Genomic DNA, 22,904 nt, shown 5'->3' on the forward strand with positions numbered 1-22,904 from the left:
ATAATGTAAGTACTGAAATGAAAATTTCGAAGGCAGACGCTTTAAGTCTTGCAGGTACCGGAGTTAGTGGTACATTTGGTCCTCCTGCTTTCGTGTCTGAAACAGAGGCTTATTTTTTCGCCTTAAATGATGGGAAAATTATTAAGTTCAATCCGGCAACGATGACCATCACCGAAACTATTTCAGTGACTCCATTGCCGTTGAGTAACGATGCTGGTATAAAAACATCTACTTACATGAGTTATGTTACCTCTGCAAAAAAAATCATTTTACCGGTTGCCGCAACGCCTACAGATTTTAATAAATTTCCACAATACGCACAAATTGCAGTTTTTGACATCGCTTCAAAAGCGGTTTCTTATGTTAAAGATTCTCGTATGTCAATGGGATACGATACGTTTGCTAAAGGAAATGACGGTACTTTGTACTACAGACCTTCACGCGCTACATCTTTGTCATTAGATTACAGCACTGTAAAAGATGCTCCTCCGGCTGGTGGATTGTTAAAGGTAAATCCTAACGGGACATTCGACCCTAACTTTTTTGTGGATTTAAAAGTTGCTTTAAAGGCACATTCGGTAAATGTAGTTGCTTATGTTCACGGAGATAAAGCCCTTGCTCAGTATCTGGACAATACGTTTACTCCACCAGCAAAGCCTGCTGACTGGTACAATGCTCCAACAAAATTTGCTCTTGTAGATTTAAAAACACTAAAGGTAGAGCCTTTTACTTCTTTTGAAAAATACGGAACCGTTTATACGGTAGGTACAATTGACGGTGTAGAATATTATGGTAACATCACTGCTCCTGATGGAAAATTCAGTCTTTTGAAGCAAAAAGGAGCTGCTGATTTTGAAGCCGTTTCCGAAGCGATTGGCGGTAGTGTGATATTCGTTGGAAAACTAAGATAGTCACTGTATTAAACCAATAATACCACCTCCAAAGTCATTTGATTTTGGAGGTTTTTTAATTTACATCTATTTCTATTTTAGACTTCAATTTTCAATTCATACAAGTCGAAACTTCCAAAATGCTATAATAATTTTTAACTATATTTGGCAGAGATATTGATTGAGGTATTGCGTTAAATAAGTTTAATTTCAGTGTTTTAATCCGTATTTAAATGATCTTTTTTTGCGTCCTACCGCTAAAAAAGAAATCAAATCATTAATCCCAAATTTTAAAAATGAAAAAAAAGCTCATCACTCTTTTGTTTGTAAGTACTGTTGTAAATATGTTTGGACAGCTACCAACCTTAGCACAACCTGATAAAACTTCTTATGCTACTGATAAGGTTTCTAATAAAGTCTTAAAACCGCTAACAAAAGTTCCATTAGACAAAGAGTCAATTCTAATCTATGATTACGACGGTTCACTTTTTTCTTTTAATCTGGAATCTGAAAAAATCAATTGGACGGTAAAAGCTACTGATTCGAATACGGAAATGTGTGCAAACGCCATCACTATGCAAGATGGAGTGGTGTACATTCCGTTTATTAACGGTGAAATTTTTGCCATAAACAACCAAACCGGTGCCATTTTTTGGAAGTCAAGATTAGGTAATACTACAGATCAGATTGTAATAAAGAACCAAATTCCAACTATAAATGGAGGAAAACTGTATCTAACTACACAAAGTCCCAATAATAGTATTTATGCCCTTGATATAAAAGATGGTAGTTTAGTATGGAACTACAAGCTGGAGTCCACAAATAATGATAGTCCGGTTCTTGTTTTCGACAATAAAGTTTTTACTCAAAGTGCAACTAATTTATATAGTTTTGAAGCCAATACAGGGAAACTTCTTGCTCAAAAAAGCTTTGAGGGCGTTATGTCCGGAAAAGTGGTGACGGATGGTGAATATGTGTTTATAGCAAATGAAAAAAACGAGCTTTATGCTTTAAGTGCCAATAAACTTGATATACTTTGGCTGTTTAAATTAGATGAAAATCAACAGAATATCAAGGAGCGCATATTTTGCAAAGACAACAAAGTTTATGTAGGTGCACAAGGACCGGAAGTTTCTTCGATATATGCTCTGGAATCAAAAACGGGAACTCAGATTTGGAAAAGGGATTTTAAAGACGACAATGTCGAGTATATGGTTGAAGAAAGTGATAATATTTGGGGATATACCCGTAAAGGAAAGCTTTTTCAAATAGACATCACAAATGGGGAAATAGCATTTGAAACAAAATTGACGACCAGACCCATTTCAAATTTTGAATTTGGAGGCGATGATTACTTCTTTTATTATTCGGATGCTGCTTTGATTCAGTTTGAGTTTAAAAGTAAAGACGAAAACGAAGTTTATCTGCGAACCACCATTAAAGACGACGCTTATAGTGCTTATATAAAGATAATTAGATAGCAACTTCAACTATAAACTCCTTAAGCAATTAAGGAGTTTTTTTTATGTCTTTTTTGAAATATTTGTGCTTCCTCTAAAATTTTAGATTTTTTTTATTGAATGATTTGTAACAAATTAATTAAAACACTACAAATACTACTAGTATCATAGGTCGCTTGATGTTAATTGTAGTTTTATTTGTTAAAAATATAAATTAATTAACAGGTTGCTTCTCAGTACCTATAAGCCCAATTAGCCCTCAAAAAAAGTATAAAAAACAACTAAAAATCAAAAGTATGAATGTATTAGAATGGCTCTTTTTTATTTTAATTATGCAAATTATTCATGGTGTGTCTACCTGGAGGTTTTATGTAAAAGCGGGGAGAAGAGCGGTAGAATCCTTTATACCAATTTATAATTTAGTAATTCTATTGAAAATTATACATCGCCCTGTTTGGTGGATTTTGATGCTTTTTGTTCCTATTATCAATCTTTTAATGATTCCCGTAGTTTGGATCGAAACTATTAGAAGTTTTAGGAAAGATACTACGCGAGATGTTGTATTGGTTGTACTAACATTAGGGTTTTATATCACTTTTTTAAATTATTTTTCTAAGGATCTAACCTATGTTGAAAACAGAGATTTGGGGCCAAAAACCAAAGCAGAAGATACTGTACGATCTCTTTTATTTGCTGTTATTATAGCAACATTGGTGCATACTTATCTTATACAGCCATTTACCATTCCATCTTCATCATTGGAGAAAACATTGTACATCGGAGATTTTTTATTTGTTAGTAAGCTTAACTATGGAGCAAGAACGCCAATGACTTCGGTTGCATTGCCCATGGTACATGATTCAATTCCTTTTTTGGGTACAAAATCATATTTATTTAGCGATGATTTTACTAAAAAAGGAACGTCAATACTAAACAAATTTCAATTACCCTATTTTAGATTTCCTGCACTAGAAAAGATCAAACGCAATGAAATTGTAGTTTTTAATCAGCCTGCTGATACGTTGCGTGACATGGATAATTTTCATCCGGATAGAAATTATTACAAACCAATAGATAAAAAAACAAATTTGATAAAACGATGCGTCGGAATGCCGGGGACTTTCTGGAAATTCGCGAAGGGGATGTTTATATCAATGGTAAAATAGAAAAACTGCCGCAAAGTGCTAAAGTTCAGTATAACTTTTTAATTGATACCAAAGGACAACCAATTAACCAAGATGTCCTTGTAAATCATTATGGAGCCAGAGAAGGCATGAAGTATGGAAATGGGAATTTTGCCTTAACCGATACTGGACAATATTTCCTGACATTGACAAATGAAGAAGCTGCATTAATAGCCCGTAATCCGGTTGTAAAAGGAGTTAAGAAACATTTAATGGCAAAAGGAGAAGGGGAAGGCGTGTTTCCTCAGGATCTTTCTTTGGGTTGGAACATAGACAATTTTGGACCTATTTACATTCCCAAAAAAGGAAAAACTATAGAATTGAATAGTAAAACACTTCCATTTTATAAACGAGTTATTGAAGAATACGAACACAACAGTTTAAAAGTTATTGGTAATCAGATTCTAATCAATAGAAAAATAAGTACAACCTATACTTTTAGACAAGATTATTATTGGATGATGGGAGATAATCGTCAAAACTCTTTAGACGCAAGATTTTGGGGATTTGTTCCTTTTGATCATGTAGTTGGTAAACCCGTATTTATCTGGTTCAGTTGGGATAAAGACGGAAAAGGATTCAACAAGGTAAGATGGAATCGTGTTTTTTCTTTTGTAAATGAAAAAGGAGAATCTAAGTCTTATTTACTGCATTTTTTAGCGTTAGTTGCAATTTATATGATCGTAAGCAATGTATTAAAGAAACGAAAAAAAGTGTAGATTCAAATTCCAAATCTCAAATTCCAAATTCCAGTGCTCGATTAAGAAGTATTGGAATTTGGAATTTACAGTTTGGAATTTAATTATTGTTTTACCAGTCGCGGCTATCGTTAGTATTAATTCCCCATCTGATGCCAAACAAAGAAACAGATTCATCATTTAAGGCAGATTCAAAATTCTTTCCAAATCCACCCGTTACATAAAGGTTATCAGATACTTTATATTGAACAAAACCAACTGATCTGTAATTTTTGCCCTCTCCATTTCGTTTGATATATTCATAGCCTACAGCGATTTTGTTCCAGTCAAACTGTGCTTTTGATCCTACGTCAAAAAAGTTAGTATGGTTGGTGAATCGGTTGTTTTTTGCATCGTAGTCCGTATTATCCTGTATGTATCTGCAAAAACCATATAGTTTTAAAGATTGGTCTCCTTTGCCTATTGTAAAGGTAAGTGTAGACCACGCACCAAAGCGGCCAGATTGGGACTTGTTGAAATCTTTAGCAGGCATTAACATGCTGTAAGCCGATGCTATGTCTAATGTTAGTAAGGGCGCTTTTAGAATGTCTGCGAAATTTTTTGCTGCAACTTCTTTGTTTGTGGTCTCTTTTTCAGTTAATTCCCTTAATACTTGTGCATAACGCGTATAGTAGTTTCCTGTTGTGTCCCTTACGTAACCTTCCTGCTGTAACTGGGCACGAGCCATCGCACTCAAATCTTGCATGTCCGCCCGCATTGAACTATATTTTTTTCTCATGTCTTCAGATGAGGAATTATACAGCGTAAAAACATTAAACTTAATTCCGATGGCTACTTTAGAAATTGAATCATTTTTATTGTATGCTCCCGAAACGGTTGGCATTTGTATTTTTTGCATCGTAAAAGACTTGATGTTATCTGTTCCGCTTCCTAAGCCATAGTATTCAAGACCTTTCATATTCGCTGAAAATAAATTCCCGTCAAACGAGATACTTTCAAGGCTTTCTGTATTAATATTGAATTCTTTAACATTTGGATTCGACGTGATAATGGCTGCAGAATTATCTAATAGAGACAAAGCAGACGAGTTAAGTAATTCTACTTTTTTTAAATCAGTCTTGTCATACGATTGGGCCAGAACAGAAGAGGTGACTAGCAATGCGAGTAGGTGTAATGTTCTCATACGATATCGATTAAAGTAACGAAAAAAACAATTTTTCTACTTTCTATAAAAGTTGGGCCAAGGTCAATTCCTTTAAATTTATTGTCTTTGCCATCACAGTTGTTGATGATGGTGTAGTTAAACAAAAGTTTTTTTGCGGCCGTCTTTGCTTGTTCAAGTCCTCCATCCATGGCTTCATAAGACAAATAATGCTCAAAAAAGAGTAGTCCGCCATGATGTTGAAAGCCCGGTGTTAAAGGAATGGAAGCGTCAGTTAAATATTTTGGAGTAGTAAAGATAGGTTTGTCTTCGTTCCTGCCATTTTGCAAATCCAGAAAAACTTCAGTATAAAGCGGTATAAAACCAAAGTTGTTCAGAATAGACGATTCTAGTTTTATTTCTGGATATCCATTAGATTGAAATATTTTTTTCATAATATAAAAAATTAAGCACTGCCTATTTTTTTCGGCTGTTTTGGTTATAATTCATTTTTAGATTTAAGTTTTTCGGTATGGTTTAGAATCGTGAAAGGATCCTGAATTCTGGTATAAAAATAGGGATTTGACACTGCTGATTTTAGCGTACAACTACGCGATTTAAACGGGAAATGCTAAGAAAAAGAATAAGAAAAATCCTCATTTTTAAAGCTGTGATTTTGGAGTGACTCATAAATTCTAAATCCCGGTAATGTTGTGAGCCGTATTTGAAACTTGAAACTTGGAATTTGAAACTTGGAATTTGAAACTTGGAATTTGAGATTTGGAATTTTTTATTTAGAATTACTCTATTGTAAAAGATAGTTATATATTTGCGCCAGATTTTGGTCTGTTTTTTCTTAAGAAAAAACAGTTAAAAGGGAATCAGGTGCAAATCCTGAACAGACCCGCTACTGTAAGTTCTATTCAAGTCTTTAAACGTTACTCATGCCATTGTTCGCCGCGGCGGATGAGAAGGTTGTTTTAAAGATGGAACAAGTCAGGAGACCTGCCACAATCACATAGTTTAAGACTTTCGTGGAATAAAGTTGAACAACAATAAACAGACCTGTCATTTTTTATGACGGGATTCTCTCTTATTGCTTTTTTAATTATTACATCCCGGAGTTTACTTAATTCATTTAGTGATGTATAATACAGAAAAAGGACTCTTATTTATTGTTGCATTTGTTTCTACTTTACTTCAGTCGCGAGTATTACATCGTTGTTCTCCCATTTTAAAAGCATTTCGCCCGGAAAGTGAATGTTATAAAAAATCAATCCTGGCACAATGCTCTTTCGTAAAACTATGGGATGCATTCGGTACGGCATCCGGTTGAAGATTAAAAATGAAAACCTCATTGCAATTACTTCAATTTTAATTGCCTTATCAACTCCCAACTTAAATAATACCACATGTTTTACAACACTTCCCAATATTTCCGGTTCTTATTCTTTTGTATTCTGGCACTCTGCTTAAGCAACTGTTCTGAGGATAATGCTGCCAAAGAGGATAACAATCCGCCACCGGTAAGCTCTGATTTGGCTCTTAACACGCAGCGATTTGCAATCTTGGCTATAAATTCTACTATCAATACAGCTACAGAAGCTACCTACAGTTGGAGTGTTACAAAAGCGACATCAGAAAACTATGCTCTAACTAATACTACAGAAAAAGAAGTGCTGTTTGCAGCAGCAGAAAGCGGGGTTTATGAATTAACAGTAGCGGTAAATAACAAAGGGAGTATACAAACACAAAAAGCAGTTATTACAGTAACAAAAGAAACGAAGGAGTATAAAACCTATATCGCAAAGGTATTTGAGTTTAGACCCGCTCCGGGACAGTTTATAAATGATCTACCGGCTGCCAATGACGGGGATACTGCCGAAAGAATTTTATCAAGAGCCAATACCTATCTGGCTAAGAAAAATGGAGACCTGGTTTCGCTTGGAGCCTTTGGAGGTTATATTGTTTTTGGGTTTGATCATACTATTGTTAACGTCAAAGGCAAACGCGATTTTAGAGTGCTGGGCAATGCATTTTGGGCAGAAGCCAATCCTAATTCGAACAGTACAATGCGAGGCGGAAGCAGTGAGGCAGGGGTTATAATGGTGGCTTACGATAAAAATAAAAACGGACTTCCGGACGATGAATGGTACGAAATAGAAGGAGGCGGGCATAAAATACCTAAAACGATTCAGCATTATGAAATTACGTATTATCGTCCAGATCCAAACAAAAAACCGGTACCGGGAGGAACTACAGGTACGGTAGGTTTTGTTGATATGGAATACATTTATTGGAAAGACAATCAGGGTAAAAGCGGTTATCTGATACAAAATAACGCTTACAATCATTCTTTAGATTACTGGCCAAAATGGCTTAGAGATCAGGCTTCTATTACTTTTAAAGGAACAAGGTTGCCGGATAATGCAGTGGATGAAAGCGGAACCGGAAGTTACTTTGTGCAATATGCCTTTTTATACGGATATGCTGATAATGCTCCAAACGGCGATGACGATTCAGCCATAGACATCAACTGGGCTATAGATAAAAACGGAAACAAAGTAATGCTTCCGGGGATCGATTTTGTTAAAGTATACAACGGTCTTAATCAGCAGGCGGGGTGGCTGGGAGAAACTTCGACTGAAATCATGGGAGCAACCGATTTGCACCTGTCAGGAGAAAGTATTCCAACGCGATAACGCCAATCAAAAATGTATTAAACTAAATTATTATACCAGAATTATGAAAAAAAACTTTGCCCATTTATTATTATTTGCTTTGGCATCGGTATTTACCGCATGCAGCGATGACGATAAAAATGATGCCAACTCAGGAGAAGGACTAGTTATACCAATAGCAGTAAAACTTCAGGGGAAATTTGAAGTAGCTACCTTTAATGTTTTGAATATTACCGCTTCTGCCGAAACGACTAACCCTAGTTATGAGTGGGTACTTAAAAAAAATCCTTACAACCAAACCAAAGATTCTGTAGTAGGGACTGCCAAAGATTTGCGATTTATTGCCCTGTATCCGGGAGCTTATGAACTAACGTTAAATGTTACCGAAGGAGATAAAAAAGGAACAAGTGCGACTACCGTGAATGTAATAAATGAAGCTCAGAATTACAATCCGTACATCACAAGCATTTTCGATTTTAGCCCGGCACCGGGTATGTTTGCCAATGATTTGTACAAAGACGGATTTGCGAAAGCTGATGTTATGAAGTTAGCATTGGGAAGGATAAATGAAACCAGTGTAGGATATCCAATTGACTTGGGAGGCTTTGGAGGCTCGATCGCTGTTGGATTTGATCATATGGTGATTAATATTCCCGGAAAGAAAGATTTCAGAGTTTACGGGGCAGATTTGACCGATAAAGCCAATCCACCGGCTCCCGGATTAATTTATGTAGCCTATGACAAAAATGCAAACGGGAAACCGGATGATGACGAATGGTACGAGATTATAGGAAGTCAGCACGCCAAAGAAAATACCATTAAGAATTTTAAAATAACCTATCAGAAACCAGCAGCAGGCAAAAAAGTTGTGGTAAGCGGACCAAATGATCCCTTTTTAGATCGTGAGCACCTTTATTGTGAGAACAACCAGTCCCAGACTTACTTTTTGCCAAGATCAAAAACTAAAAAAGAATACTATCCTGCCTGGGTAACGCAAACTACCGCTGTTTATGAAGGAACAAAGTTGAATGTAAATTTCGCGGCAGTACGCCCCGGACAAACTACTTTGTGGAATTTCGATGCTCCGGAATGGGGGTATGTCAATGCTAAAAATCCGGATATTGATATTGACTGGGCGGTTGATAAAAACGGCAACAAAGCCAATCTTCCGGGAATTCATTTTATAAAAGTGGTGAACTGTGTGAGTGAGCCAATGGGACTTTGCCACCAGCAATCGTCAATGGCTACCCGATTTTCGGGAGCTGCCGATCTTCAGATCATAAAAAAATACAATCTAAAAAAGTAAGAGAATAAGAATATGAAAAAGTTTATCAAATATACTTTATGCCTAATGGCCATTAGCGTTTTTTACAATTGTAGTAGCGATGATGCAAAACCGGATCCTGTAGTAGAAGAACCTAAACCCGAACCGGTTAAAGATCCGTCACTTACTTTAAAACTGCAAGCCGATTTTAAGACAGAACGATACAATGTGGTAGCTATTGACCCGGAGGTGGTTATTGAGAATGCCAACGGTGCCGCTGCACAGTACAAATGGACTGTAAAAGTAACAGGAAAAGACGGTGTTGCTAAAGACTCTGTTATTGGCGATACTAAGACTTTAAAATTTATAGCACCAAAAGCTTTGAGTTATGCTGTAGATCTTACGGTAACCCTGAACAAAGTAGTAAAACAGGCATCGACAAAAGTAACCGTTGCCGAAACGGGGAAGTCTATACGTCAAAAGCCTTTTCGATTATCGATTATGTACCGGCTCCGCATTACAATAATGACAGCTTTGAATTTGCAACAAAAGCAGAAGCGATAGAGAATGCACAAACCAATCTTGCCGACGGAAATCTGGTTGATCTGGGGACTTTTGGAGGGTATATCGTAACAAAATTTGACCATACAGTAATTAATGCTTATGGCAAAAGAGATTTTACAGTTCAGATGAACGCGATCTCTAACGTTTCAAAATTCTCTCCTGTAAGTATCGCTGTTGCGTACGATGCAAATAAAAATGGCATTGCGGAAGACAATGAGTGGTATGAAATAGCAGGAAGTGAGTATTATAAATCGTCTACAGTAAAAAATTACGAGATTACGTATTACAAGCCAGATGTCAACAAAACTGCTGTAGCAGGAAAATCGGATTGGCAGTTTGACAAGGAATATCTTAAATGGACCAATAATAAAAAGGAGACTGGTTTTATTACCAGGACAAAAAAATGGAGACGTTACAACTATTACCCGCAATGGCTTGGAGATTCTTATACACTGAAAGGAACAAAAATCAATTTACCAACAAAAGACATAAGTGACGGAGAAGGTACAGCCTTCAATGTAGGGACTTTTGAATGGGGTTACGGTGGTATCAAAGATCCTTCTATAGATATCAGCTGGGCTGTAGACAGCAATGGCGTTAAAGTACAACTGCCGGGAATAGACTTCGTAAAAGTATATGTACCTACATTCACAGAGATCGGGGCGTTAGACCTGGTAACGAATTCTTTCAAACAAGCTGAAGATTTAAATTTTGCTACTGGCAAATAATCAAAAAGTTTGAATAACACTGTTTTATTAATTAACCAAGTATATTAATCCTAAATTTTATAAATAATGAAAAAAGTACTTTATTTTTTGACAGTAGGTTTGATGCTGGGACTTTCGTCTTGTAGCAATGAAGAAAACCTTTCAAACAACGAAAACGGCAACGCAGCAGTAAAAAGCTCAGGCTCAACTTCTAAAAGTGCAGTGACCGATCCTTCGATAGGAACAACTTCTACGCTTAACCTGACCAGTTCTTTGTTGACTAGCGGAACATCAACAACAGGAGGGAAGTATTGGCAAAATACCTATGTGGCAAATACCAATTTAACAGTTGACATATTTAAATTTTCACATAGCGGAACATCATCAGGTTACAACTACTGGGACGGTTTTATTGTATCAAATGTAAATGATATTACAAATTATGGTTCAGGAGCAGGTTCTGGCGGATCTAACGGATGGGTTGCCAATCAGTGGGGAACTATGGCAGGAAGTGGTTTTGGTACTTCATCGACCATTGCTGCTGGAACTCCGGGAACAACAGGAGATCCCTATATTGTAGCGTATTGGTCAAGCTACACCGACCCAAAAAATCCACAGGGAACTACTTTTACAGAAGCAGGTTTCTCTAACTGGATTAAAATTGGAAACACAGGATTGTATCAGATAAAAGGACTTAAAATCAACAATCATCCGTGGCCATATTACGGCTGTTTATACGGAGACGGTTTTGCTCAGGCATTTTCTTCAGGAGATCATTTCGAATTGTTGATCTACGGTGTAGATGCCAGCGGAACAATTAGCGCTCCAATCACACAATCATTGGCAGATTACACAGGAGGTTCTTTGGTAATGCCAACAGGATGGATCAATGTAAACACTACAGCACTTCAAGGTTTAGGAGATGTAAAATACCTTGTTTTCCAAATGGCTTCAACAGATTCACACCCGGTTTACGGAATGAATACTGCGGCTTATTTCTGTTTGGATAAACTGTCTGTAAAAAGAATTCAATAAACAAACACATCAGTTAAAAAAAAGGAGCCATTTTTCGATGGTTCCTTTTTGTATATATGCGGTAAATAAAAATCTGCCAGATCCACAAAATCTGCGAGAAAAAAAATCAATAAACGATCATCACTTATTTTTTCTTTAAACACCTTCCTCTTGGTTCATCGCCTTCATGAAGCACTATTTCCGAATGCAGGAACTCCGCTGCATCAGCAGAATCTTTTACCTTTTTAGCGCTTCGCTTCAACATTTCCGATTCATATTCCGTAAGCACACTTTCCCGTATTCCACTTTTTCTCCACTGCGATAACGGTCGGCATCCTTTTACGATTCCACGTGCCAAAGAAAGTGCATCCAGTAAGGCCTGATTTGCCCCCTGACCTTTAAAAGGACTCATAGGGTGGGCTGCATCGCCTATTAAAGTCGCTTGCCCGTTTTTAGACAATAATTCGGAATGAAGCAACTCGCGATCGTACACCGGATAACCGGAAATTTGAGTGGACAAAGTTGCCGATAATATTTCAGGAATAGGAGTATGCCATTGTGTTCTGCGGCATGCTTCTTCTTTTAATGCCTGTGGTCCCTGAGCACTAAGCGCTTTGGCTTCTTCTTCTGACATTGGAAAGCTCAGCTGCCACATTACAGCATCAGAAGAGTAAGGCATCATATAAATGCGTTCATTGCCATTGGCAGTTTGAAACACAGTTGCCGAATCCAGTAAAGAACTGTCAAGACCTTCAAGAGCAGACAAAGGACAAATCCCCAATATTACAATACATCCCAAATAACGCAAAGGAGTAATTTCATCACCAATCAATAGTTTTCGTACTGAACTTCGAATACCATCGGCTCCAACCACTAAATCGGCTGTAGCGTTTTTTATTTTACCATCTACTTCAAATTTCAAAGTAACCTTTTGATCATCAGATTCCTTAAAATCGATTAGTTGATGTCCCCATTGTACCACCGCATGTTCGCCTAATTGTTTTAGTAGTGCCGAGCGCAAATATTGTCGGGCAATGTGCATATTGGTTCGTTTTGGAGCTGTTTTTGTATCGGATGGAATCCATTTTCGGATTCCCCATTCGCCAATTACTTTTCCTTCTGTAGTATGCACCAAATGTCTTGTTGAAATCACTTTTTCTTCCAAAGAAAAAATACCAAAACCTTCGATTGCTTTACTGGCCTGCTGTAAAGTAAGCCCATAGCCTTGTGATCGGGCGTCAAAGTTGGTATCGCGCTCGTATAGTGTAAAAGGAATCCCACGGTGCAGGCAGGCGACAGCCAGGGCTACACCTCCAATACCGGCACCAATAATCGCAACATGCGGATAGTTTTCGGTATCCACAACTGTAGGGGTGACAGAAGGAACCAATCCCGACCCGTTACAGTTGTTGCAGCTGTTAAGATGCGCTTTAGGACGAGGCGGGGGAGTTCCTGAGCCCGCTGCTTTTTCAAATTCCTCAAGTGCGATCTGATAACGGAGTCGTACTTTTTTGCTGAGCCTTTGGCTTTTTTTGCCGCGTCCCAGACATTCCGGACAAATCGTCCAGTTTCCTGCTGTATTTTCTACCGTATTCACTTTCACTTTTTTCACTTGATTTATATTCTTCATTAATAGAAGAACTTTGCTATGCGGGTAGCAAGGGTACAAATTTAAGACAAAAGATGGCCAGTGCAAAATGATTGGGCTTTAGATACTAAAAACGGTTTATAAGAGTTATTAAGGATTGTATCAAGCGAGTTGATTTTTATGTAGGGTGTAGGTATTTGTTACCGGGTTATTTTGTTACTTCTAATGCTAATCTAAACCAATCTTAATTCATAAATGATAAAAATTACAATGAAAATCAAAGTTTTAGTCTTGATGCTGTGCGCGGTAACACATTTATCCTTTGCTCAAAAACCAGCATTTAATATTAAGTATTCCGAACAATTGGCTGTTTTTGTTTTTCTTCAGAATTTATCTGAGAACTATCCGGATAATGTTTTTAAAACGGAATTTCAAAAATCAAAATACAATACGGAAGAGTTTCAGAAATTAGTAACAGCGTTTGACCAGCTGGCATTAGACTACAGTTACAAATTTGAGGAATTTCCGGAAGGTTCTAAAAAGCCAATGCAATCCATTGATTTTTTGAGAAAAAACTTAATTGAGACGCAGAATCTGAAAGACTTTAAAATACGCTCTATCGGAATTGTCACAAACAAAACACTGAACGATCTTACCAGCATCATTGCTGTTTTTACTCCAGTTTACAACGAACTGATATACAATCCCAATAAAGAAAAATTCGAGAAACAGCTTGTTGAAATCACCAGATATGCCAACGAAAATGACATGGAGAAGTATTTTGAAACAGGTTTGGTTTTCTATAATTCGAGTTGGGACGCTACAATTCCCTTTGAAATCGCATTTTATCCGTTGCCCAATTCCAAAGGCTTTACAGCACAGTCGTTTGATAACAATTTTATCAGTGCCATTCAGACCGATTTAACAGATTACAAGGATCTTTTTAGTGTAATGCTGCATGAAACGTATCATATTATTTACAACGAACAGTCCTTGGAGCTTAAAAAAACTATTGACAAGAGTTTTAAAGAAAGTAAATCAAAATGCAGCAATTATGCCTATCATTTACTCAATGAGGCGCTGGCAACTTCCTTAGCTAATGGTTATGTATATGAAAAACTGAACGGAAAAGCAGATAGCGGTGATTGGTACAACAAAAAATACATCAATCTTATGGCAAAGGAAATTTACCCCATGCTTAACGAGTATCTTTCTCAAAAGAAAGCAATAGACGGAAACTTTATCGATCGTTATATTGAAATTTATGAAACAAAATTTCCAAACTGGATCGATGAGATGGATAACCTTATGGCTTACAGATATGTTATTTCTGAAAATGAAAAAGATTTTGATGTCATCAAACAAAAGTACCGTTACCGTTCCAGATCAGAGGATGAAACCGAAATAAGCATAAATGCACTTGAAAAGATGCAAAAATCAAACCTTACCAAAATGATCATTGTATCGAAAAATAATGCTGAACATCTAAAACTAATCAAGAGTAGTTTTAAGGAGCTGAAAAACTGGAAGTTTAATGCTGCTAAAGAATTTAAGTATAAAATTTTATTAGAAGATAAAAGCCAACTGTTCATCATCAATCAAAAAGATTCTACGTTAAAAGCGCTGCTTGATTAGATAAGAAAACATAAAGTCCGCAAAGCTTTCTCTTAAACTTTGCGGACTTTGTATCAACTTTTGCGGTAAAAAAAGGAATTTACTTGTTCACTCTTTTTAGATCCAGATCCTGAAAATCAAAACTGAAATCAATATTAGGCGAGATGCCTTTCATTTTAATGGATTGTGCTTTACCGGTTTCATCTAATGAAAACATGGCAAAAGCATCACAATTCATTGCCTGATATTCCCATTTTATAGCAAATGTATTAGCGTTGTAAAAAGCCATAGGACCGTTTAACTTTGGTGAGCGATAGGATCTGAACCATAACTGCTTGTTTTTTTCAAATACTTCGATTTCTCCAAACCAATTGTCAGCGTAAACACCAATAAAATCTTCGTTTTTTACTTTCACGTTTTTTGCCGACTTTACTTTTTCCCAAACATTCTTGGTAACATCATCTCCGGTATTTCTGCCTTGTTTCATCCATTCCACAAATTTATTGGTCCAGTCAAAATCGTCCAGTCCTAAATAACTGTCAGAAATAGTATTACTAACGGCAGTAAAAAGTCCGCCACCGCCATTCTCTGTGTTGGTCAAAATCACGATGCCCAGGTTTAGATCCGGATACATGATCACAACGGATAACATTCCTGGTAAACCTCCTGTATGAGATACTTTTAAATTTCCTTTCACATCAGTTAATCCCCAGCCCAAGCCGTAACCGCTAAAATGCGAATTGTACCTTGGATTACGATCTACCTCTTCAACCGTATGGATACGCCACATTTCGTTGTGATTTTTCTCCGAAAACAATGTTGATTTCAAATCACTTCCATACTGCCCTTTGTTTAGGCATAAAGTCATCCATTTTGCCATATCGGCTGCGTTTGAAATGATTCCTCCCGCAGCACCGTTTATCTGTACTCCAAATCCATCAATTCGTTTTATAGTTCCGGATTCTGATGAATGTGATACCGCCAGATTGCTTTTATCTTTTATCCTGTCGCTTTGTGCAAAAGAATTGCTCATTTGCAAAGGATCAATAATTCGTGTTTGTATAAAATCTTCATAAGTCATACCACTTACTTTGGCAATTAATTCGCCTGCTACTAAATACAGTAAATTGTCATAATCAAACTTAGTTCGAAAAGCAGATACCGGTTTAAAATGCTGAAAACCTGTCAGAACATCATTTATTGTAAAATTGGAACCGTCAGGAAAAAACATCAAATCACCCACACCTAATCCAAGTCCGCTGCGATGCGTTAGTAAATCCTGTATGTTAAAATTCTCCGTAACATAATCGTTATACATTTTAAATTTTGGAAGATGGTCTTTCACTTTATCCGTCCATTTCAATTTGCCTTCGTCTTCTAGTATTGACAATGCTGCGGTAGTGAAAGCTTTACTGTTGGAGGCTATCTGAAAATTGGTGTTTTCATTTACGGCTTTTTTGGTTTCGATAGAGGCGACACCATATCCTTTTTGATGAATTACTTTCCCGTCTTTAACAACCGCAATTGAGGCGCCTGCCACTTTAAATTTCTCTAAAGCATCCTGCATTAAAAGATCGATTTTTTCAGATGTAATTTGTGAATAGAGAGGGGGAGAAGCGTAACAAATAAAGAGCATTAATGTAAACAGACGGGTTACTTTTTTCATAATTTTTTTTTAAGGTTAGGGTATTTTTTGATAGTTAGTTAGAAGTGTTAAAAATTAACTTCCCTGTCGACGAATATAGGAATTATCTTTGTAATTAAAGCATTGTTTAGTGGGCTAAACAATGCTTTGGCTGCATCTTTTATAAGTTTCTTTAATTTTGAGAAGATTGGTTTTTCAAAGAGCTATGCAATGGATATTTTTCATGAAACTGAATTGCATGTTTATAACGCCCCTATGTCTGTCAAAATAGTTTTTAAGCTATTTCAGCCTAGAGGCAATTGGATACTTCGATCGAATATCATTACTAAGAAAAATTTTCAGCATAAAAAATCTGCCAAATCTGCGAGATCTGTGTGAAAAAAACGAAACACATAGAAACATAGTTTTTCTATGTGCTGAGAAGGACAAATAAAAGGAACACATTCCTTCCGCATAGCTAAGAACTATTTCAGCATAAAAAATCTGCTAAATCTGCAAGATCTGCGTGAAAAAAAAACACATAGAAACATAATTTTTCTATGTGCTGAGAAGGATAAATAAAAAGGAACACATTCCTTCCGCATAGCTAAGAACTATTTCAGCATAAAAAGTCTGCTAAATCTTCGTGAGAAAAAAAATAGTTTATTTGTGCTGAGAAGGCTAATACACCCTATGACGGCTCCCAAAGCTCAATTTTATTGCCTTCGGTATCCATAATGTGTACAAACTTTCCATAATCGTAGGTGGCAATATCATCAAGTACAGTTACTCCGTTTTCTTTAAGCTGAGCGACAAGAGCTTCGATATGCTGTACCCGATAATTAATCATAAACTCTTTTTTGGAAGGCAAAAAATAAGCATCATCTTTTTTAAATGGGCTCCATTGAAGTGATTCTACAACGTCGGGCGCATCTATTTTACGCGATTCAAAAGTAGATCCCCAATCGTTGACTTCAATCCCTAAATTTTTGGCATACCATTCTCTGGTTTCCTTCGGATTGTCTGAAAAAAAGAATATACCTCCAACTCCGGTTACTTTCGGAGTTTGGTCAGCAGAGGAGTGGTCGGTTTGATTTTTTTGGTCTTCCATAAGATTTGTTTTTAATACTAAGATAAAACTAATTTCTTTTGGTAAAGTCAAAATTTAGTCCCTTTCTCGAGCATCCCTTCTGTCAAAAAAAATGGAAAGCAGAGATTAGTCAACGGATTTAATAAATCTGACACTATCATTCCTGATTGAATTCCAATCCCAAAGTTGTATTTGATCTAACAGAAAATCTTTTGTAAAAAAGGCATCCGCTTGTTCAAAACCAATCCAATCGTAGCCGTCGTGTTCCTCTGATATTTTAATTTGATTTGTAAGGAGCTCACTATAGTAAATAATCCCTGTAATCTGACAATTGTCGGTAGGCCTATAATTCCAGGTGTCGATTACCTTAACGGGTCTGATCTCGAGATTTAATTCTTCTTTAATTTCTCTTTTCAATGTTTCCCCGGCTGTCTCTCCAAATTCCATTCTGCCACCAGGTAAATCCCATATTTTAATTCCCTCTACAAGGTTGTAAACAGCTAAAAAAGCATCGTTTTTTATAATCAAAGTCTTCACTGAAAAGAACATTTCTTTCTTCATATCAATTTATTTTCGACAACATCAGTAGTTGTTTTCCCAAAGAGATCAGTCTTTTAGTCCCTTTCCTTCAAGAATCTGATCGATGACTTTTTCAACTCTTGACGCTCTTGTTGTGGAGTTTTTAGGAGCTGAAAAATACAGTAAATAAGCACGTTGACGACCCGGACTTAAAGCTTTAAAAGCAGTTTCTAAAGCCTTGTTTTCGTCTAACTTCTCTTGAAATTCTTCGGCCATCTTAAACTCGTCAGTTTTCTTTAGTTTAACTTTTAAACCTGCTCTTTCTACTTCAATAGCCTGATAAATATAGGTTTTTAAGATTGATCTTTGAGTAATAATCTCTTCAAGACTTGTAAAGCGAATTTGTCGCGCGGCCTGCACATTTTCACTTTGATGTACTAGAATCTGATCGGTATCTTTTAGTAAAGCTCCCTTAAAAAACAGAAACGCGCAATACTCCTTAAAAGAATGGATTAAAACGATATTGCTGTTATGAAGGGTATAGCAGGCAGTACCCCATTTTAACTCTTCGGTCAACTGGCAATCCAAAGCGATTTTTCGCAATTCTTGCAGCTCTGCCTGCCATTTCTCGGCATTCTCAAAATAAAAATCAACTTTTGGATTCATAAGCACAGTTGTTAAAATTCATTAAACGTTCAAAGCCCTCTAAAACCTCTTGCAGCATAATAAGACTCTGCACCATTGTGATACACAAATACGGTATTGTAACGAAAATCAGAGAATAGCGCGCCTCCCAGTTTGCGAATTTCAGCAGGTGTCGCGATCCAGCTTGAGGTTTTAGCATCAAACTTACCGAGTTTTTGAAGCTGTTTGTATTGTGCTTCATTCAAAAGTTCAATTCCCATCTCTTCGGCCATGTTTATAGCGCTTCCGGCTGGTTTGTGTTCTTTTCTTTTTTCTAAGGCTTCATGGTCAAAACACAAACTTCTGCGGCCTTTAGGGCTTTCGGCTGAACAATCGAAGAAAATATACTCGTTTGTTTTTGAATCAAACCCCACAACATCCGGTTCTCCTTCTGTTCTTTCCATCTCATCGAGGGACCAGAGTTTCCCCGGATTTGCTTCCAGTTTTTTCTGAACGTCGTCCCAATCCAGGCCTTCGTGTCGGTTCATGTTGTTCTCAAAACGAATTCTTAATACTTTCAATAATTCCTCGCTTTGTTCTGCTGAGAGTTTGTTTTTCATTTCTTTATATTTTAGGGGATAAATATTTTAATAAATGTTTTTGTTTCGTGCTTACCAAGTCTTAAAAAATTACGCACTCACTAAAGCCGTTTTTCTTTCTGTAGGTCTGTAGTACCAGGAAACAATCGTAAGAACGATAAGCAATACCGGGCCGAATAATTCTTTTGGATGATCTCCAACAGCAAAATGAGAAAAAACAGCTCCGCTCATGGCAAAAAAGAACCCGGCATAAGCCCATTCTTTTAGTAAAGGAAATTTAGGTATCAAAATAGCGATAGTACCCAATATTTTCCAAACTCCAAGTAGTGTTAAAAAATACAGCGGATAACCCAAACGTTCTATCATACTGGCTTCTTCTTTTATTTGTAACAATTGTACAACTCCTGTTGATACCATTCCTAATGCCAACCATACTGTGGCAACCCAATAAATAATTTTGTCTCTTTTTTTCATGATTTTTAGTTTAAGTTAGTTTAGTCTATTGATGTAATTATTTTAAACACATAGAAACATAGATTTAATATTCTTAAAAAGGCGTTTCACTTATTCAAAGCACACAAAGATTGCTATGTGTTAGAAACTTGTATCTTTTTATGTTCTTTAAATACACAAAACCTATGTTTCTATGTGTTAAATGGTTTTTTATTAATTACTTGCATCCAATGGTTTTAGTTTATTAGCAGTTTCCTGTAATCTGTTGTGCGCCATATTGATTCCTTGGGCAAAAGGCAGTTTTAACATCTGATCTCTGAGTGCAGCAGATTTATAAATGATATGCATTCTTAAGAGGCTGGTTTCAGCGGTTACGGCTTCAAATTCAAGAAACTCAAGCTGCGGCGGAAAAGGGGAGCCCTCCATTTCAAAGGTTCGTGTGATTTTCTGCTCGGGAAAAAATTCGTGAATCACTCCGTTGGCTTTAAAAACAACATTTCCTTTGTTATCTGAAGTTTCAAACTGCCAGCTGCCGTACTTTTTATTCTCAAGCTTCAGTACTTTAGTTCCCATCCATTGTTCGACAATCTCGGGTTCGACATAAGCCATAAACAATAATTTCAGCGGAAGATCAAATTCCCTTGTAATCACCAGGTCCTGTTGGCCGTCCTCGGCACTAATTTTTGTTTTTCGTTCCATAAATAAGGTTATTCTTTTGGTTTATAGTTTTTCATGATGGTTTCCAGTTTGTTAAAACGATCGTCCCACATCTGGCGGAAAGGTTCTATAAAATCTGCTACTTCTTTCATTTTTTTAGCATTAGTGAGGTAATGGATTTCTCTTCCGTTTTGTGTTTGCTCTAATAATTCACATTCGGTTAGTATTTGAATGTGTTTTGATATCGTTTGCCGTGAAGAATCAAAATTTGCAGCAATAACACCCGGTGTCATTGACTGAATCGCCACTAAGCTTAAGATTGCCCTGCGGGTAGGGTCGGCAATTGCCTGAAATACATCTCTTCGAATTTCCATTGTGCAGTTATTTGACTGCGAATATAATGCAGTTATTTGACTGCACAAAATTTTTAGAGATATTTTTTTTAACTATTTTTTTTGCAATCAGAAGATTATCAGTGATTTCAGGGTTTCCGAACGGAAAGTCTGTAAGGAAGAAATGGTGTCGATGGCGCTAACGACTTGCAATTTTTAGTTCGGTTCTGGCCAGAAAAAGTATAATTGCAATTTCTGCCAGAAAATAAAATACCGCTAAGGAGGTGATATGGGTATAAAGATATAGCAACAGACCTGCCGTGAAACCACAATATAACAGGTTGGCAAAGGCAATAATTTTAAGACAGCCGCGCCAGTTTTCTTTTGCAAGCCAATAACTCGCAAACGAAGAAGCCATAAGCAGGCAGGCTAAGGCAGCAAGAAGATAGAGTGTTTTTTGGGGAACCCCAAAGTAGATTTCCAATTCAACCAATACGACGCCCAACAAAAGGGTAGAGAATAAGGCTCCTAAACCGTCGATTAGAAATATTTTTTTCGAATTTAAAGACATAGGTTCAATTAAGGTTTAATGATTTGGGTGCATTAAAGTTAGCCTTAAAATGCTAATTCACAAAAGCTAAGCAAAATAAAAACCACTCTTTGCGGTTAAAAAAGAGTGGTTTGATTGTTTTAAAGTATAAAACATTATATTTTTTTGAGGGTAATTTTCATTTCTTTACTGTCCAGAGTCAGTTGATCTTCTGTAATAGTACTTTCGCAAGGATAAGGAGTGCCGGTTTCATCTTTAATTACTAAATTTTTTCCACCTTTTGTCAGCGCATAAGTACCATCGTTGATTTCTTGAGTCAGAAATCCGGTCACGTGCCCATCCTCCGTAAAAGTTAGTGTGCCCTGAGTTAGAATTACATTTTTCAGAGAATCTGAAAGCGGCTCTTTAGGCTCTACAGCAGTAATTTTCCAGGAGTTCACTAATCTATTTCGACCTTTGTGACAAGAAACCATTAGCACTGTCAGTAATGCAATTCCGAAGATAAGTAATTTAGATTTTTTCATGATTTTGTGATTAGATGTTAAACTACAGAAAATTACAAAATTTATTTTAATTAAAAATCTAAAAATCAAATATTTATAAAAAATGAGATGTCAAACACCCGACTGTACGCTAAAAGCTTTTAAACAGTACGATTGTAGGAAAGTGTCAGTGTATGAATGGCTTATGATTTTGACGAGTTTTTGGTAACTAGTTTAGTGTCAAAGCTCCCAGAATTTCTTCATACATAAATGGGCCGCCAGGGTATTTGGCAGTATAATCCAGATTCATCCAAACCTGACCACGCTCGTCCATATGGTAATGAATTTTTTTACCGTAACTCTCTTTAACAAAAAGTACGTTTTTAATCAGGTAGTTGACTTTTTCTAAGTCGATGGCTGAACCAATAAGGATTTCAGGGTAAATGTGTCCTTTGGTATGAATTAATCTCGGAGTTCCGCCAATAGACCGAATGGCTGCTGCCATCAAAATGGAATGATCGTCGCAATCGCCCGAGAAATATTCTAAAGATTCACTGGCTGTTGCAATGTAATCGCCTTCTTTAGGATCGTTGACATAGTTCCAACGACTGTTGATTTCCTTAAACACAGCAAAACACTGAATGATAGTTCTGTAGTCGGAATATCCTTTTAAACCTTTGAAATGTTTGGTAGTAGCCATTATAGCAAAGTTTCGAACCTTTGGATTCTGATACTCTATCGCATTGATGATTTTTGACTTATTGGGAAAAGGCAACAGCTTAGCCACGATAATATCCTGCGGAAACGGATTATCAGACATGGTATAAACCATTGAATTGTAATCTTCGGAGATTTCACTAAAACCATAATTTCCAATAACACTTCCGTAGAACAAAACCAATAAATACACCGCGATACAAAGGATGATGATCGTTCTGAGTAACATTAAAAGAAAGAAAACAGCAGCAAAAACAAATAAAAAGATAAAAACACGATCCAGATTGAATTTCCATTCTAAATCGATCAGGTTTTGATGTAATATGATAAAGATCGGAATCGTTATTAAAAGACTCAACAGCATAATAATAATCCTATCCCAAGGTGATTTCACCTGTAATTTGGATTTTAATTGCGGAAAGTCAATTTTAGGAAAATTTATCATAAGAATC

General features: G+C 36.6%; 24 protein-coding genes and 1 riboswitch. Of the genes, 10 read left to right on the forward strand and 14 right to left on the reverse strand.

Annotation, left to right across the window (positions count from 1 at the left end):
• The first annotated feature begins 17 nt into the window (after nucleotides 1-17).
• From OLM61_RS17430 to OLM61_RS20925, 4 genes are all read left to right on the forward strand, one after another.
• A complete protein-coding gene (locus tag OLM61_RS17430) occupies nucleotides 18-911 on the forward strand; it encodes a hypothetical protein (protein WP_264523876.1) in 894 nt (297 codons plus the stop codon).
• Between the two features lie 275 nt (nucleotides 912-1,186).
• Complete coding sequence (locus tag OLM61_RS17435; RefSeq protein ID WP_264523877.1) at nucleotides 1,187-2,371, forward strand: PQQ-binding-like beta-propeller repeat protein; 1,185 nt, start codon at nucleotides 1,187-1,189, stop codon at nucleotides 2,369-2,371.
• Between the two features lie 275 nt (nucleotides 2,372-2,646).
• On the forward strand, nucleotides 2,647-3,516 hold the full coding sequence (gene lepB / locus OLM61_RS20920) for a signal peptidase I (protein ID WP_319800531.1): 870 nt from the start codon (nucleotides 2,647-2,649) through the stop codon (nucleotides 3,514-3,516).
• On the forward strand, nucleotides 3,450-4,253 hold the full coding sequence (locus OLM61_RS20925; RefSeq protein ID WP_319800532.1) for a S26 family signal peptidase: 804 nt from the start codon (nucleotides 3,450-3,452) through the stop codon (nucleotides 4,251-4,253). The genes lepB and OLM61_RS20925 overlap by 67 nt, the downstream gene beginning before the upstream one ends.
• A gap of 91 nt (nucleotides 4,254-4,344) precedes the next feature.
• Here OLM61_RS20925 and OLM61_RS17445 read toward each other — a convergent pair whose 3' ends face one another.
• Together OLM61_RS17445 and OLM61_RS17450 are read right to left on the reverse strand one after the other, a co-directional pair.
• The gene (locus tag OLM61_RS17445; protein WP_264523878.1) at nucleotides 4,345-5,415 is read right to left on the reverse strand and encodes a hypothetical protein; all 1,071 of its coding nucleotides are present in this window, start codon (nucleotides 5,413-5,415) and stop codon (nucleotides 4,345-4,347) included.
• Nucleotides 5,412-5,828 carry a hypothetical protein gene (locus OLM61_RS17450; RefSeq protein ID WP_264523879.1) on the reverse strand — a complete coding sequence of 139 codons (417 nt, stop codon included), beginning with the start codon at nucleotides 5,826-5,828 and terminating at the stop codon, nucleotides 5,412-5,414. Before OLM61_RS17450 ends, OLM61_RS17445 begins: the two co-directional genes overlap by 4 nt.
• Before the next feature lie 370 nt (nucleotides 5,829-6,198).
• Nucleotides 6,199-6,401, forward strand: a riboswitch (cobalamin riboswitch).
• 384 nt (nucleotides 6,402-6,785) lie between these two features.
• Between OLM61_RS17450 and OLM61_RS17455 the strand changes: the two genes are divergently transcribed.
• The 5 genes from OLM61_RS17455 to OLM61_RS17475 all read left to right on the forward strand — a co-directional run bounded on the left by OLM61_RS17455 (nucleotide 6,786) and on the right by OLM61_RS17475 (nucleotide 11,624).
• Nucleotides 6,786-8,075 carry a cell surface protein gene (locus tag OLM61_RS17455; RefSeq protein WP_264523880.1) on the forward strand — a complete coding sequence of 430 codons (1,290 nt, stop codon included), beginning with the start codon at nucleotides 6,786-6,788 and terminating at the stop codon, nucleotides 8,073-8,075.
• Between the two features lie 43 nt (nucleotides 8,076-8,118).
• Nucleotides 8,119-9,360: a hypothetical protein gene (locus tag OLM61_RS17460; protein WP_264523881.1), complete on the forward strand. Its 1,242-nt coding sequence runs from the start codon at nucleotides 8,119-8,121 to the stop codon at nucleotides 9,358-9,360.
• A 12-nt stretch (nucleotides 9,361-9,372) separates the two neighbouring features.
• Complete coding sequence (locus OLM61_RS17465; protein WP_264523882.1) at nucleotides 9,373-9,882, forward strand: hypothetical protein; 510 nt, start codon at nucleotides 9,373-9,375, stop codon at nucleotides 9,880-9,882.
• 125 nt (nucleotides 9,883-10,007) lie between these two features.
• On the forward strand, nucleotides 10,008-10,610 hold the full coding sequence (locus tag OLM61_RS17470) for a hypothetical protein (protein WP_264523883.1): 603 nt from the start codon (nucleotides 10,008-10,010) through the stop codon (nucleotides 10,608-10,610).
• Nucleotides 10,611-10,676: 66 nt separating this feature from the next.
• Nucleotides 10,677-11,624 carry a DUF4465 domain-containing protein gene (locus OLM61_RS17475; protein ID WP_264523884.1) on the forward strand — a complete coding sequence of 316 codons (948 nt, stop codon included), beginning with the start codon at nucleotides 10,677-10,679 and terminating at the stop codon, nucleotides 11,622-11,624.
• 124 nt (nucleotides 11,625-11,748) lie between these two features.
• On the opposite strand, the gene OLM61_RS17480 is transcribed toward OLM61_RS17475, so the two are convergent.
• Nucleotides 11,749-13,233 (reverse strand): FAD-dependent oxidoreductase, encoded by a 1,485-nt coding sequence (locus OLM61_RS17480; protein WP_264523885.1) that lies wholly within the window; start codon nucleotides 13,231-13,233, stop codon nucleotides 11,749-11,751.
• Between the two features lie 228 nt (nucleotides 13,234-13,461).
• Here OLM61_RS17480 and OLM61_RS17485 point away from each other — a divergent pair, with 228 nt between their 5' ends.
• Entirely contained in the window at nucleotides 13,462-14,826 is a 1,365-nt protein-coding gene (locus OLM61_RS17485; protein ID WP_264523886.1) for a hypothetical protein, read from the forward strand.
• Nucleotides 14,827-14,905: 79 nt separating this feature from the next.
• Here OLM61_RS17485 and OLM61_RS17490 read toward each other — a convergent pair whose 3' ends face one another.
• The 11 genes from OLM61_RS17490 to OLM61_RS17540 all read right to left on the reverse strand — a co-directional run bounded on the left by OLM61_RS17490 (nucleotide 14,906) and on the right by OLM61_RS17540 (nucleotide 22,897).
• Nucleotides 14,906-16,471 (reverse strand): serine hydrolase, encoded by a 1,566-nt coding sequence (locus tag OLM61_RS17490; protein ID WP_264523887.1) that lies wholly within the window; start codon nucleotides 16,469-16,471, stop codon nucleotides 14,906-14,908.
• 649 nt (nucleotides 16,472-17,120) lie between these two features.
• Nucleotides 17,121-17,540, reverse strand: coding sequence for a VOC family protein (locus tag OLM61_RS17495; protein WP_264523888.1), 420 nt, complete (start codon nucleotides 17,538-17,540; stop codon nucleotides 17,121-17,123).
• A 105-nt stretch (nucleotides 17,541-17,645) separates the two neighbouring features.
• A complete protein-coding gene (locus OLM61_RS17500) occupies nucleotides 17,646-18,080 on the reverse strand; it encodes an NUDIX hydrolase (protein ID WP_264523889.1) in 435 nt (144 codons plus the stop codon).
• Between the two features lie 45 nt (nucleotides 18,081-18,125).
• Entirely contained in the window at nucleotides 18,126-18,704 is a 579-nt protein-coding gene (locus tag OLM61_RS17505; protein WP_264523890.1) for a YdeI/OmpD-associated family protein, read from the reverse strand.
• 29 nt (nucleotides 18,705-18,733) lie between these two features.
• On the reverse strand, nucleotides 18,734-19,282 hold the full coding sequence (locus OLM61_RS17510) for a DUF4256 domain-containing protein (protein WP_264523891.1): 549 nt from the start codon (nucleotides 19,280-19,282) through the stop codon (nucleotides 18,734-18,736).
• 69 nt (nucleotides 19,283-19,351) lie between these two features.
• Nucleotides 19,352-19,735: a DoxX family protein gene (locus OLM61_RS17515; protein ID WP_264523892.1), complete on the reverse strand. Its 384-nt coding sequence runs from the start codon at nucleotides 19,733-19,735 to the stop codon at nucleotides 19,352-19,354.
• 192 nt (nucleotides 19,736-19,927) lie between these two features.
• Nucleotides 19,928-20,413, reverse strand: coding sequence for an SRPBCC family protein (locus OLM61_RS17520; RefSeq protein WP_264523893.1), 486 nt, complete (start codon nucleotides 20,411-20,413; stop codon nucleotides 19,928-19,930).
• 8 nt (nucleotides 20,414-20,421) lie between these two features.
• Nucleotides 20,422-20,745, reverse strand: a complete 324-nt coding sequence (locus tag OLM61_RS17525) for an ArsR/SmtB family transcription factor (protein WP_264523894.1) — start codon at nucleotides 20,743-20,745, stop codon at nucleotides 20,422-20,424.
• A gap of 157 nt (nucleotides 20,746-20,902) precedes the next feature.
• Complete coding sequence (locus tag OLM61_RS17530) at nucleotides 20,903-21,274, reverse strand: hypothetical protein (protein WP_264523895.1); 372 nt, start codon at nucleotides 21,272-21,274, stop codon at nucleotides 20,903-20,905.
• 134 nt (nucleotides 21,275-21,408) lie between these two features.
• Nucleotides 21,409-21,777, reverse strand: a complete 369-nt coding sequence (locus OLM61_RS17535) for a hypothetical protein (protein WP_264523896.1) — start codon at nucleotides 21,775-21,777, stop codon at nucleotides 21,409-21,411.
• A 187-nt stretch (nucleotides 21,778-21,964) separates the two neighbouring features.
• Complete coding sequence (locus OLM61_RS17540) at nucleotides 21,965-22,897, reverse strand: transglutaminase (RefSeq protein WP_264523897.1); 933 nt, start codon at nucleotides 22,895-22,897, stop codon at nucleotides 21,965-21,967.
• Between the last annotated feature and the right edge of the window lie 7 nt (nucleotides 22,898-22,904).

The sequence above is a fragment of the Flavobacterium sp. N502536 genome, assembly GCF_025947345.1.
GTDB lineage: Bacteria > Bacteroidota > Bacteroidia > Flavobacteriales > Flavobacteriaceae > Flavobacterium.